This window comes from Azonexus hydrophilus DSM 23864 (genome assembly GCF_000429605.1).
GTDB lineage: Bacteria > Pseudomonadota > Gammaproteobacteria > Burkholderiales > Rhodocyclaceae > Azonexus > Azonexus hydrophilus.
Genome location: NZ_AUCE01000012.1, coordinates 75,144 through 88,278, shown reverse-complemented (window position 1 = coordinate 88,278; position 13,135 = coordinate 75,144). Strand labels below are relative to the sequence as shown.

Annotated in this window: 13 protein-coding genes; 7 read left to right on the top strand and 6 right to left on the bottom strand. The window is 65.2% G+C overall.

Annotated elements, in window-relative coordinates; translation table 11 throughout:
* Positions 1-26: 26 nt before the first annotated feature.
* The 5 genes from dusB (at position 27) to hemF (ending at position 5,156) form a co-directional block, all read left to right on the top strand.
* Positions 27-1,055, top strand: coding sequence for a tRNA dihydrouridine synthase DusB (gene dusB / locus G471_RS0104450; protein WP_028994263.1), 1,029 nt, complete (start codon positions 27-29; stop codon positions 1,053-1,055).
* Entirely contained in the window at positions 1,052-1,285 is a 234-nt protein-coding gene (locus G471_RS0104445; RefSeq protein ID WP_028994262.1) for a Fis family transcriptional regulator, read from the top strand. Before dusB ends, G471_RS0104445 begins: the two co-directional genes overlap by 4 nt.
* A gap of 12 nt (positions 1,286-1,297) precedes the next feature.
* Positions 1,298-2,890, top strand: a complete 1,593-nt coding sequence (gene purH / locus G471_RS0104440) for a bifunctional phosphoribosylaminoimidazolecarboxamide formyltransferase/IMP cyclohydrolase (protein ID WP_028994261.1) — start codon at positions 1,298-1,300, stop codon at positions 2,888-2,890.
* A 13-nt stretch (positions 2,891-2,903) separates the two neighbouring features.
* A complete protein-coding gene (purD, locus tag G471_RS0104435; protein WP_028994260.1) occupies positions 2,904-4,181 on the top strand; it encodes a phosphoribosylamine--glycine ligase in 1,278 nt (425 codons plus the stop codon).
* Between the two features lie 78 nt (positions 4,182-4,259).
* The gene (gene hemF / locus G471_RS0104430; protein WP_028994259.1) at positions 4,260-5,156 is read left to right on the top strand and encodes an oxygen-dependent coproporphyrinogen oxidase; all 897 of its coding nucleotides are present in this window, start codon (positions 4,260-4,262) and stop codon (positions 5,154-5,156) included.
* Positions 5,157-5,159: 3 nt separating this feature from the next.
* On the opposite strand, the gene G471_RS0104425 is transcribed toward hemF, so the two are convergent.
* The 5 genes from G471_RS0104425 to hemC are packed head-to-tail and all read right to left on the bottom strand — an operon-like array spanning position 5,160 to position 9,377.
* On the bottom strand, positions 5,160-5,399 hold the full coding sequence (locus tag G471_RS0104425; protein ID WP_028994258.1) for a hypothetical protein: 240 nt from the start codon (positions 5,397-5,399) through the stop codon (positions 5,160-5,162).
* Positions 5,400-5,417: 18 nt separating this feature from the next.
* Positions 5,418-6,608, bottom strand: coding sequence for a heme biosynthesis HemY N-terminal domain-containing protein (locus tag G471_RS0104420; RefSeq protein WP_028994257.1), 1,191 nt, complete (start codon positions 6,606-6,608; stop codon positions 5,418-5,420).
* On the bottom strand, positions 6,605-7,660 hold the full coding sequence (locus G471_RS16715; protein ID WP_051295287.1) for a uroporphyrinogen-III C-methyltransferase: 1,056 nt from the start codon (positions 7,658-7,660) through the stop codon (positions 6,605-6,607). Before G471_RS16715 ends, G471_RS0104420 begins: the two co-directional genes overlap by 4 nt.
* Positions 7,657-8,439, bottom strand: a complete 783-nt coding sequence (locus G471_RS0104410) for a uroporphyrinogen-III synthase (RefSeq protein WP_028994256.1) — start codon at positions 8,437-8,439, stop codon at positions 7,657-7,659. The genes G471_RS16715 and G471_RS0104410 overlap by 4 nt, the downstream gene beginning before the upstream one ends.
* A gap of 2 nt (positions 8,440-8,441) precedes the next feature.
* On the bottom strand, positions 8,442-9,377 hold the full coding sequence (hemC, locus tag G471_RS0104405) for a hydroxymethylbilane synthase (RefSeq protein WP_028994255.1): 936 nt from the start codon (positions 9,375-9,377) through the stop codon (positions 8,442-8,444).
* Here hemC and G471_RS0104400 point away from each other — a divergent pair.
* Complete coding sequence (locus tag G471_RS0104400; RefSeq protein ID WP_157272445.1) at positions 9,376-9,867, top strand: thioredoxin family protein; 492 nt, start codon at positions 9,376-9,378, stop codon at positions 9,865-9,867. The genes hemC and G471_RS0104400 overlap by 2 nt on opposite strands.
* Complete coding sequence (locus tag G471_RS0104395; RefSeq protein ID WP_028994253.1) at positions 9,864-10,493, top strand: methyltransferase domain-containing protein; 630 nt, start codon at positions 9,864-9,866, stop codon at positions 10,491-10,493. Before G471_RS0104400 ends, G471_RS0104395 begins: the two co-directional genes overlap by 4 nt.
* Here the strand turns inward: G471_RS0104395 and G471_RS18245 are convergent.
* A complete protein-coding gene (locus G471_RS18245) occupies positions 10,466-13,093 on the bottom strand; it encodes a response regulator (protein WP_051295285.1) in 2,628 nt (875 codons plus the stop codon). The genes G471_RS0104395 and G471_RS18245 overlap by 28 nt on opposite strands.
* Between the last annotated feature and the right edge of the window lie 42 nt (positions 13,094-13,135).

Here is a 13,135-nt window from a genome sequence, read left to right as displayed (position 1 = left end):
GCCGCTGTTGCGCCCATTCGTCGCCCATGGAATTTGCCGGTTTTACCTTGCGAAACAACCTCTTCGTTGCACCGATGGCGGGCGTGACCGATCGTCCTTTCCGCCAATTGTGCAAGAAGTTGGGCGCCGGGTTGGCCGTCTCCGAGATGGTCACCTCGAACTCGCTGCTCTACGGCAGCGCCAAGACGCTGCGCCGCGCCAACCACGTCGGCGAAGTGGCGCCGATCTCGGTGCAGATTGCCGGTGCCGACCCCAGGATGATGGCCGAAGCGGCCCGTCACAACGTCGATAACGGCGCTCAGATCATCGACATCAACATGGGCTGCCCGGCCAAGAAGGTCTGCAACGTGATGGCCGGTTCGGCGCTGATGCAGGACGAGGCCCTAGTCGGCCGCATCCTCGACGCCGTCGTCGGCGCCGTCCCGGACACCCCGGTGACGCTGAAATTCCGCACCGGCTGGAACCTGGCCAACCGCAACGCGCCGACCATCGCCCGCATCGCCGAGAGCGCCGGCGTGCGCGCCGTCGCCATCCACGGCCGGACGCGCTGCCAGCAATACACCGGCGAGGCCGAATACGACACCATCGCCATGGTCAAGACGCTGATCCGCATTCCGGTGATCGCCAACGGCGACATCACGACGCCGGAAAAAGCCAAACATGTGCTCGACCACACCGGTGCCGACGGCATCATGATCGGCCGCGCCGCCCAGGGCCGGCCGTGGCTGTTCCGCGAGATCGAACATTATCTGAAGACCGGCGAAAAAATGGCGCCGGCACCGGTTTCCGAGATCCACGCGATCCTGCTTGCGCATCTCGAAGACCTCTACGATTTCTACGGCCTGGACACGGGGGTCAAGGTCGCCAGAAAGCACATCTCCTGGTACACCAAGGGCCTGGTCGGCTCGGCGGCGTTCCGCAAGATGATGAACACGCTGCCGACCGTCGAGGCGCAGCGGGAAGCCGTTGACCAGTTCTTCCAGCAATACGCGGAAGAACACGATCATCTGCAATACGAAGAAAACAAGACACTAGAGGAGGCGTTGGCAGCATGAGCCAACATGACTTGGGGCGGTGCGTGATCAACGCACTGGAGCAGTATTTCCGGGACCTCGACGGCGAAAAGCCGGCGGCAATCTACGACATGGTCCTGAAGAGCGTGGAAAAACCGATGCTGGAACTGGTCCTGGCCAAGGCCGGCACCAACCAGACGCTGGCTGCGGAGATGCTCGGCATCAACCGCAACACGCTGCGCAAGAAGCTTACCGAACATCAACTACTGTAAATCCGGACCACCATGACCATCAAGCAAGCGCTGATTTCCGTCTCCGACAAGACGGGTGTACTCGAATTCGCCCAAGGCCTGGCCGCCCAGGGTGTCAAGTTGCTGTCCACCGGCGGCACCGCCAAGATGCTGCGCGACGCCGGCCTGGCCGTCACCGAAATCGGCGACTACACCGGCTTCCCGGAAATGCTCGACGGCCGCGTCAAGACCCTGCATCCGAAGGTGCACGGCGGCATCCTCGCCCGTCGCGACCTGCCGGAACACCTGGCGACCATCGAAGAACACGGCATCCCGACCATCGACCTGGTCTGCGTGAACCTCTACCCCTTCGCCGCCACCATCGCCAAGACCGGCGTGACGCTGGCCGACGCCATCGAGAACATCGACATCGGCGGTCCGGCCATGGTCCGCTCGTCGGCCAAGAACTACGCCGGCGTCGCCATCGTCACCGATCCGACCGACTACCAGCCGCTGCTCGACGAAATGAAGGCCAACGGCGGCGCCCTGCAACTGGGCACCCGCTTCAACCTGGCCAAGAAGGCGTTCACCCACACCGCCCGCTACGACAGCATGATCGCCAACTGGCTGACCGGCCTCGACGACGGCGCTGAAGCCCAGCCTGAAGCCGCCGCACCGGTGCCGTCACTGTTCCCGGCCAAGCTGCAACTGGCCTTCGACCGCACCGAAATCCTGCGCTACGGCGAGAATTCCCATCAGCAAGCTGCCTTCTACCGCGACACCACGCCGCTGGCCGGCAGCATTGCCGCCTACACCCAACTGCAGGGCAAGGAACTGTCGTACAACAACATCGCCGACTCCGATGCCGCCTGGGAATGCGTCAAGGCCTTCGACGCCCCGGCCTGCGTCATCATCAAGCACGCCAACCCGTGCGGCGTGGCGGTCGACAGCGCCCTGGTGCGCGCCTACGAAAAAGCCTTCCTGACCGATTCGACCTCGGCCTTCGGCGGCATCATCGCCTTCAACGGCGAAGTCGGCATCGACATCGTCAACGCCATGAATGAACGCAAGCACTTCGTCGAAGTGCTGATCGCCCCGTCCTTCACCGCTGAAGCCAAGGCTGCGCTGGCGGCCAAGGCCAACCTGCGCGTGCTGGTGGTACCGCTCGGCCGCGAACTGAACAAACTCGAACTCAAGCGCGTCGGCGGTGGTCTGCTGGTGCAGACGGCCGACGACTTCACCGCCCAGGTCAAGGATCTGAAGGTGGTCACCAAGGTCCAGCCGACCCTGCGCCAGATCGAAGACCTGCTCTTCGCCGAGCGCGTCGCCAAGTTCGTCAAGTCCAACGCCATCGTCTTCTGTGGCGACGGCATGACCCTGGGTGTCGGCGCCGGCCAGATGAGCCGCGTCGATTCGACCAAGATCGCCTGTATCAAGGCGCAGAACGCCGGCCTCGAACTCAAGGGTTCGGTCGTCGCCTCCGACGCCTTCTTCCCGTTCCGTGACGGCCTCGACGTGCTGGCTGAAGCCGGCGCCGTCGCCGTCATCCAGCCGGGCGGCTCGATGCGCGACGAGGAAGTCATCGCCGCCGCCGACGAACACGGCATCGCCATGGTGTTCACGGGTGCGCGTCATTTCAGGCATTAACAAGGAATAAAGCATGAAACTCCTCGTCATCGGTTCCGGCGGTCGTGAACACGCCATGGCCTGGCGCCTGGCCAAGACGCCGGGCCTGCAGAAGGTCTATGTCGCGCCGGGCAACGCCGGCACGGCGCGCGAGCACGAGCTGGAAAACCTGAACCTCACCGACCCGCAGGCGCTCGCCGACTTTGCCGAAGAAAACAAGATCCACCTGACCCTGGTCGGTCCGGAAGCGCCGCTGGCGGCTGGCGTCGTCGACGTCTTCCGCGCCCGCGGCCTGAAGATATTCGGCCCGACCAAGGCAGCGGCGCAGCTCGAATCCTCCAAGGATTTCGCCAAGCGCTTCATGGCTCGCCACAACATCCCGACGGCCGAATTCGAGACCTTCTCCGACGTCGCCGCCGCCCACGCCTACATCGACAAGAAGGGCGCGCCCATCGTCATCAAGGCCGACGGCCTCGCCGCCGGCAAGGGCGTCGTCGTTGCCATGACACTCGAGGAAGCGCACGCCGCCATCGACGACATGCTGTCCGGCAACAAGCTGGGCGATGCCGGTGCCCGCGTCGTCATCGAGGAATTCCTCGATGGCGAGGAAGCCAGCTTCATCGTCATGGTCGACGGCAAGAACGTCCTGCCGCTGGCCTCCAGCCAGGACCACAAGCGCATCTTCGACGGCGACCAGGGCCCGAACACCGGCGGTATGGGCGCCTATTCGCCGGCGCCCTGCGTCACCCCGGAAATCCACGCCAAGGCGATGCGCGAGATCATCCTGCCGACGGTGCGCGGCATGGCGGCCGACGGCATTCCGTTCTCCGGCTTCCTCTACGCCGGCCTGATGATCAGCAAGGACGGCTCGGTCAAGACCCTGGAATTCAACTGCCGCATGGGCGACCCGGAAACCCAGCCGATCCTGATGCGCCTCAAGTCCGACTTCGTCAAACTGCTCGAACACGGCATCGCCGGCACGCTCGACCAGGTCGAGGCCGAATGGGACCGTCGCGTCGCGCTCGGCGTCGTTCTCGCTGCCGCCAACTACCCGGAAACGCCGAAAAAGGGCGACGCCATCATCGGCCTCCCGGCCGGCAACAGCTTTGGCGAAGATGCGCACGTCTTCCACGCCGGCACGGCCGACAAGGACGGCCAGGTGGTCACCGCCGGCGGTCGCGTCCTCTGCGTCACGGCGCTGGGCGAGAACGTCAAGCTGGCGCAGAAGGCGGCCTACGAGGCTGCCGTCCAGATCAGCTGGGACGGCATGCAGTACCGCAAAGACATCGGTTACCGGGCAATCAACCGCTAAGTACGGCCTGAACCCCATGACGACGGGCGGCTCATTCCAGCCAATGAGCCGCCCGTTTTTTTACCCCACGGAGACAAGATGGACACCACCCGCCTCAAGGATTACTTCACCGGCCTGCAGGCCCGCATCGTCGGCGAGCTCGAAGCGTTCGACGGCCAGCCCTTTCGCACCGATTCCTGGGTCCGCCCGGAAGGCGGCGGTGGCATTTCCCGACTGATCGAGGAAGGCGCCTTCTTCGAACGCGGCGGTGTCAATTTCTCGCACGTCACCGGCAAGTCGCTGCCGGCTTCGGCCACCGCCGTGCGCCCGCAACTGGCCGGCCGCGCCTGGGAAGCGATGGGCGTGTCGCTGGTGCTGCACCCGCGCAATCCCTACTGCCCGACGGCGCACATGAACGTGCGCTGCTTCGTCGCCACCAAGGAAGGCGAGGACGATGTCTGGTGGTTCGGCGGCGGCATGGACATGACGCCCTATTACGGCCAGCGCGAGGATGTGCAGCACTTCCACCGCACCTGCCGTGATGCCCTCGCACCCTTCGGCGACGAGGTCTATCCGAAATACAAGACATGGTGCGACGAGTATTTCTTCCTCAAGCACCGCAACGAACCACGCGGTGTCGGCGGCGTCTTTTTCGACGACCTCAACGAGGGCGGTTTCGAACGTTGTTTCAGCCTGACCCAGGCCGTCGGCAATGCCTTCACCCAGGCCTATCTGCCGGTGCTGGCCAAGCGCCGCGACACGCCCTACGGCGAGCGCGAGCGCGACTTCCAGGCCTACCGGCGCGGTCGTTATGTCGAATTCAATCTGGTCTGGGACCGGGGCACGCTGTTCGGCCTGCAATCCGGCGGCCGCACCGAATCCATCCTGATGTCACTACCGCCCATCGTCAAATGGCGCTACGACTGGCAGCCGGAAGCCGGCACGCCCGAGGCCGAACTCTACGCAGTCTTCCTGCAGCCGCAGGACTGGGCGTAAGCCTTACTTCAGCTTGCCCTTGACGACCCGGACGCGCACCGGGTCCTTGATCTCGAGCTTGCCGCCGCCGCCCTGCAGATTGCCGCAGGCGCAGGCGGCCTTGATGTGCGGCACGGAATTGACGATCACCGTGCAATCCAGGCATTCGTAGTAGATATCGCCGCCAGTGGGCAAGGCATCGGGCGCGGGTGCCGGCTCGACAGGGTAAAAGTTGTAGATCTTGCGCATGTCGATATTCAGCACTTCCCACTCCTCCGCGTTTTATTTTTCGCCATTGTCCGGCCGTACCGCGGCGCGGTAATGCCGGTTGGCCTCGTCGACCCGTTCGAGCTGATCGCCCAGACGCGCCAGTTCCAGATGCCCCGCCTGCGTCTCCTCGACCGACAGCGATGCTTCCAGGTAACTCTGCGCCTTGCCCCACAAGCGCTGACGGACGCACATCCGCCCCAGCGCCAGCAATAATCCGGCATGATCCGGGCGCTGCCGCAACCAGGTCTCGCCCCGGGCGATGCGCGACATCTGGTCGCCGCCGCCCAGGCGACCGTAGATGGACACCAGCTCGCTCTGCCAGACTTCCTCGTCGTCCTGGTCGAGCATGCCCTCGATCAATCGTTGCGCCTCGTCATCGGCCGCCGCTGCCGCCAGCCCCTTGGCTGCCGCCAGCACGACCTCGACCCCACGCTCGTCGGCCGGCACCTGGCGCAGATAGGCGATCAGGGCATCGCGATCGTCGCCACAACGCGCCAGATTGGCCAGATGGGCCTTGGTCGCCAAGGGCCGGACCATGTCGGCCGGCAGGGCATCGCGCTTGGCCAGCTGGCGCAGCAATTTCAAGGCGCCATCCCAGTCGCCGCTACCCTGGCGGGCACGCAGTTCCAGACGCAAGGCCGCGATATGCCGGCCCTCGCGCTGCTGCAACCGTTGCAGGACCCGCAGCGCCTCGTGAAAACGCCGCGCTTCGTTGAGCATTTCGGCTTCCAGCATCAGCGTCGCCGATTCGTTGCGCGCATCCTGCTGCTTGGCCTTGTCCAGCCATTCCTGCTGACGCTTCGGCTCACCCAGGCGCTGGGCCGCGCGCGCGGCGATCAGGGCGGCCAGCGCCGGCGCCCGGCCGGCCTCGTAGGCTTCACCGGCACGCTTCAGGGCTTGCCCGAAACGGCCTTCGAACAGGAAACGCACGGCATCCTGGAAAATCTGTCCGGATTTTTCCCGCTGGCGCCGCCGACGATACTCGGCCACCCGCTGGGGCATGCCGAAGGTCAGCGACAAGGCGCGCAACAGCGCGTAGAAGACGACAAAGGCCAGCAGCAAGGCCAGCAACAGGAAATTGAGCGAAACCTCGACCCGCCAGGGCGGCAGCACGATCAGCACATAGCCGTCGTTCATGCTGGCGCCGAGCGCGACCGCCACCGCCAGGGCAAACAGCGCGACGACCCAGAACAATCCTCTCACCGCGCCACCTTTTCTTCACGCAGGGTCAGCAGCGCCTGCTGGCTGGCGCGCAGGTCGGGCAGGTCGATGACGATCTCGGCCGCAGACAGCGCCTTGATCTGCTCGATGGCGGCCTGGACGGCACGGTCCTCGGTCGAGAAATACTTTTCCAGCCAGCTGCCGGCAACGGTCAGCTCGTTGCGGAAGGTCCGCTGCTCGCGGGCAAACAGCGCCAGACGAGCGCTGAGCAGGCGCAGCCTGAGGTTTTCGCGCAGGAAGAAGCCCTGCCCCGGCGCCAGCAGGGCCGGCTCCTCGCGGTCGAAGCGCTGGATGCGGATCATGCTGCGCGTTTCCTGCCACAGGTCGGCGAGTACCAGACGCCACCACGGCAGCGCCGACACTTCGTCGGCCGCCGCTTCGGCTGCGGCTTCCACCGGCCGGCCATGGACGGCAAAGGGAAACTTGTCGATGCCGGCGACGATCTGCTCCAGACGCAGGCTGATGCCCGGCACATCGACCAGCGGCAACTCGTTCAGGCGGGCGATGTCGGCAGCCAGGGCCTTGCGCAGCGGCAGATGGCGGGCCTTGTCGAGCCGGGCCAGTTGCGCATCCGCCGAACGCAGGGCAAGCAGCGCGACCGGCACGTTGCCGGCCAGCTGGATCTGCTGAACGGCCAGCGTCACGGCCTGCTCGATTTCGAGCAACTCGGCCTCCTCGCGGCCCTTGGCCACATCCTGGAACAGGGTCTGGAGCACAGCCTCCTGGTCCCGGGTTTCGGCCAGTCGCTGTTCGACGGCAGCCAGTCGCTCGTCAAGCGCCTTGGCCCGCTGCAACAGTTGCTGATCGATCTGAGCATCGTTGCGCGAGGTGACGGCGGCATCGGCCAGTTGGCGCGAGACACCCTGGCGCAGTTCGTTGATCTGCTGACGCGTTTCGAACCAGTGCCAGGCCAGCAGGCCGGCCAGGACGAGCACCGGCAGCACCCAGACGGCAATGCCCTTGCGCGCCCGGGCGGGAACGACAGGCGGGAGATCCGGATCGGAAACGGGAGAGGAAGGAGTTTCGGCGTTCATGCTGACCAATTATAAGCAAGTAATCCTTCAATCAGGCCGCTGTCAGTGGCTGCGGTCAGGATGATGCGTTGCAAACCGAGCACCTGGGCAGTCTCGGCGATCCGCGCATGCGGAACGAACAGCGGCGTTTCCATCAGACAGGCCCGCCCGGCCTCGTCCAGGCCGGCGACCAGATAATGCAGGGCCTCGCTGCTCGACACCACCAGCGCATCCAGTCGCTGGCCGCGCCAGGCTTCGAGCAGGACGTCAAAGCTGCCGGCCGGCCCGCTACGCCGGTAAGCAGTGATGCAATCGACCTGCGCCCCGCGGGCGCGCAAGGTATCGGCCAGCAGCTCGCGCCCGCCGTCGCCGCGGAAGATGGCGATCCGCTGGCCGGCCATTCTGTCGGCGGCCAGTTCGGGGAGTTCGAGCAGCCCCTCGGAATCGTAACGCGCGGCCGGCACCAGACAGTTTGGTACGCCGGCATCGGCCAGCGCAGCGACGGTCCCCGGACCGACAGCCGCCGCCGGTACACCGGCCGGCCAGGCACGACCGACAAGCAGCACAGGCAAGGCATGGCGGACAGCGTTCGGGCTGACGAAAACCGCCAGCGAATATTCCGCAAGTTGCGCCGCCGCCTGGCTCAAACCGCCAGCATCGTCGGCCGGCGCGATTTCCAGCAGGGGAAATAGCAGGGCATTGCCGCCGGCCGCGGCGATCATCTTGGCCAATGGCGCCGCCTGGGCGCGCGGCCGGGTGACGACGATGGTGCGCCCGGCAAGCGGGCCGGACGGGCCCATGCTTACTTGTGACAGGCCAGTGCCGCCAGGATGGCTTCTGCCCCTTGGGCACGCAGGACATCGGCGAGCTGGCGCCCCAGAGCTTCGTCATCGGCAGGATTGCCACGGACTTCGCCGCTGACCATCTGCGTGCCGTCGACGCTGGCGACGAAGCCGCGCAGCCACAACTGGCCGTTGTCGATGATCGCGTAGCCGCCCAGCGGCACCTGGCAGGAACCACCCAGGGCACGGGACAGGGCGCGCTCGGCCTTGACGCAGTGCGCCGTCTCGGCGTCGTTGAGCGGCGCGACGACGGCGGCCATGGCCGCATCGCCGTCGACCAGTTCGATCCCCAGCGCGCCCTGGCCCGGTGCCGGCAGCGACTGTTCCGGCGTCAGAACGGTCTTGATCCGGTCCTTCAGGCCGAGACGGATCAGGCCGGCGGCGGCCAGGATGATCGCATCGTATTCGCCGGCGTCGAGCTTCTTCAGCCGGGTGTCGAGATTGCCGCGCAGGCTCTTGATCACCAGTTGCGGGTATCTGGCGCGCAGGACGGCCTCGCGGCGCAGGCTGGAAGTACCGACGACGGCACCGGCCGGCAACGCGTCGAGGCCGGCATACTTGTTCGAGACGAAAGCGTCACGCGGATTCTCGCGGGCCGAGATGGCGGCCAGGACGAAGCCTTCCGGCATCACCATGGGCACATCCTTCATCGAATGCACGGCCAGGTGCGCCCGGCCTTCCTGCATCGCCACTTCGAGTTCCTTGATGAACAGCCCCTTGCCGCCGATCTCGGCCAGCGGCCGGTCGAGAATCTGATCGCCCTTGGTGGTCATGCCGAGAATGACAACTTCCGCAGCGGGATTTAAACTCGACAGACGATCCCGGACATGCACCGCCTGCCACATGGCCAGACGGGATTCACGGGAGGCGATGATGATTTTCGACGGAGCAGACATGAGGCAATCCTGGAAGTCTTGGAGCGTGCTGTTTGGGGGGCTGATTCTAGCATGCCTGCCCCTGACCGCCCCCGCCGCGCCCCAGCTTGCCCAGGCCAGCCACCTTGACGCCGAAGCCCGCCAGGCGGCGAAGGCCGGCGGCCCGCTGATCATTCTTTACAGCCGGGCCGACTGCAGCTTCTGCAAGACCATCAAGCGCGACTTCCTCGGCCCGCTGGCGGTCGATCCGCGTTACGCCGGGCGGGTGGTCGTCCGTGAGGTCGCCCAGGACAGCAACGCCGCGCTGACCGACTTCGCCGGGCGCGACACCACGCACGCCCGCTTTGCTGCCGCAGAAAAGATCCGCCTGGTGCCGGTCGTCGCCTTTTACGGGCCGGACGGCCGGCAACTCCACGAACCCATCGTCGGCGCTCGCCTGCCGGACTTCTACCAGAGCTACCTCGAAGCGGCCATCGAACAATCGACCCGGGCACTGCAACGCAAGCCATGAGCGAACAGGACAAGGTGCCGGCACAGCGGCCGGAACATCCGGATTTCTGGTGCAAACGCTTCGCTGAAGGGGTCACTCCCTGGGATGCCGGTTGTGTACCGGCGGATTTCGACGCCTTCGTCAGCCCCCGGCAAACCCCGATGAACACGCTGATTCCAGGTTGCGGCAGCGGCTGGGAAGCCGCCCGATTGGCCGCCGCCGGCTGGCCGGTCACCGCCCTCGATTTCTCGCCGGTCGCCGTCGCCCGGGCCCGCGAGGTACTGGCCGGACACGCCGTCGAACTGGTCTGTGCCGATTTCTTCAGCTACGCCCCGGCCACGCCGCCGACGCTGATCTACGAACGCGCCTTCCTCTGCGCCCTGCCGCGCAAGCTGTGGACGGACTGGGCCGGCAAGGTAGCAGCGCTGCTGCCCTCAGGCGGCCTGCTGGCCGGCTATTTCTTCGTCTGCGAGCAATTGAAGGGCCCACCGTTCGGCATCCAGCCGGAGCAGCTCGACACGCTGCTGCTACCGGCGTTCGAGCGCATCGAAGATCGCCCGGTCGCCGATTCGATCCCGGTCTTCGCCGGCCGCGAACGCTGGCAGGTGTGGCGCCGACGTCAGGACGAACGAGGCGCGGACAGGTAACGCAGCAGCATCGCGTACAGCCGCTCGGGCACGACCGGCTTGGCCATGAAATCGTCCATGCCCGCCGCCAGGCAGCGGGCGCGGTCTTCGGCAAAGGCATTGGCGGTCATCGCCAGGATCGGCACCGCCCGGCACGCCGGCAACTCGCGGATACGCCGGGTCGCCTCGATGCCGTCCATGGTCGGCATCTGCATGTCCATCAGGATCAGGTCGTAGGCGCCATTCGCCGCCATGGTCACCGCCTGTCCGCCATCCTCGGCCTGATCGACCGACAGCCCGGCATCCTCAAGCATCAGCAACGCAATTTCGCGGTTGATCGGCTCATCCTCGACCAGCAGCACGCGACGGCCGGCAAAATCCCGGCGCAGGATTTCTTCCGCGTCGTCGACCGGCAGATCGGCCTGCACCTCGGCAGCCTGGTCGCGTTGCAGGCTGACGGTGAACCAGAACAGGCTGCCGACCCCCGGCGTGCTGCGGGCACCAGCATCGCCGCCCATGAGCACGGCCAGCTTGCGGGTAATCGCCAGCCCCAGGCCGGTGCCGCCGTAATGGCGGGTGATCGAGGCATCGGCCTGCTCGAAGGCTGAAAAGAGTCGGCCCAGCGCTTCTTCGCTGATACCGACGCCAGTATCCTCGACTTCGAAACGCAAGCGCACCGACACCCTGCTGTCGTCCTCGACGATTACCCTGATGGCAACCCTGCCGCGCTCGGTGAACTTGACTGAATTGCTGACGTAATTGAGCAGGGCCTGCTGCACCCGCGTGGCGTCGCCAAGCAGGTTACCGGGTATTTCGGCGACCTCGGCATCGAGCACGAGACCCTTGCTGCGCGCTCGCTCCTGCATCATCGACACCACGTTGGCAACCAATGCCGACACCCGCAGCGGCGCCGAATCCAGCGTAAACCGCCCGGCCTCGATCTTGGACAAATCGAGCACGGCGTTGATGATTTCGAGCAGGTGATCGCTGGCCGCCTCCAGCTTACTCATCTGCCCGAGTTGCTCGTCGTTCAATCCCCCCTTGCGGACCAACCGGGCCATGCCCAGAATGGCATTCATCGGCGTGCGGATTTCATGGCTCATGTTGGCCAGGAACGCACTCTTGGCGACACTGGCGCTTTCCGCCAGTTGCTTGGCTTGCGCCAGTTCGGCCGTGCGCCGTTCGACCAGTTGTTCCAGATGCTCACGGTGCGCCGCGAGTTCGGTTTCGATACGTCGACGCTCGGTCATGTCGCGCAGACTACACTGGATCAGCACCCGGTCATCGAGCTTGATTCGCCCCAATATCACTTCGGCGATGAAGGGCTGGCGGTTGTCGATGCGTCGGTGCATCCATTCAAAGCGCGGATTTTCGCCGGCCAGCGCCAGCGCAGTCACTTCTCTGGCCAACACCAACGATGACTGACCATCAGGCTGATTTTCCGGAGAAAAATCAAGTGGCGTACTGCCCAGCAGAGCACTCTGGTCGCTTGCACCGAACAGCGTCGCCGCGGCCGGATTGCAGTCGACGATCCTCAAACCATCAAGGATCAATACCGTTTCCCCGGTCGACTCGAACAAGGTCCGGAAGCGTGCCTCGGACAGTTGCAAGGCCCGCGTCCGTTCGCTGACACGCTGCTCAAGCTCCTGATTGGCCTGCAGCAAGGCTTGGTCGGCGCGCCGCCAGCGACGACTGAAACGGAAGGCGAGCAGCATGCCGATCAGACTGGGCACCAGCACCATCAACGCCACCAGCTGCATGACCCGATAGACCTGCGGCCCGATGGCCGCATTCAGGGAGGCTTCGCTACGTTCCAGGGTCAACACCCAACCGTGGCGCAAGGCGACGGCGAAGCGCAACCAGGCCTCGCCATCGGCGTCGGCCACCCGGACCATGCCGGGCACCACCGGCGGCAAGGCGTGGGTAATCAGCTCCTGCGCCGTACCATGCCGCGAATCTGCCACTCGCCGGCCCTCACGGTCATACAAGGCCGCCCGCTCGAACGGGCTGATCTTGTCGGCAATCAGCAAGCCGCTCAAGCGTGACAGATGCAGGACGCCGCCCAGATGCAGGATGATCTTCCCATCAGCGTCGAGCACCGGCACGTCGATGGCCACCGCCGGCACGCCGTCAGCACCAACAAAGCCGCCGGACACCACGGCTTCCTTGAATGTCGTTGCCTGCTGGAAATAGGGGCGATCGGCCAGGTTGTACTTGCGCAGCGCCAATTGCACGCTGTAAGGGTGCGAAATGTAGTGATCGCCCTCTGGCGTCAGCACGAACAACACCGAAAAACCACCGGTTTTACGCAGGCTCTCCAGAATTTCGTGTTTTTCAGGATCGAGGTGTTCGGGAATGCCGTTCAAGGCAAGATCGATGGCCTGGCGTTCGGCGAGATGCCGGAATGCCCGGTTGCTGGCGACCAGCTTGAGCATTTGCAAAGGCTGCTCGATCTCCGCGTCCAGCCGTGCTGCCAAGGCATCGACAAAAGCCTGGTTGTCTTCGGCCCAACGCTCGACGGCCCATTCGTGCAGCGAGCCGCGCAGGAAAAAGAGGAGCAATGCCAGCGACAGCAAGGTCGGCAGCAATACCAGGGCAACGATGTGTCGCCGTTCACCCATCCAGCACCTCATCCACAACAAGTCTCCGCGATTATGCCTCGT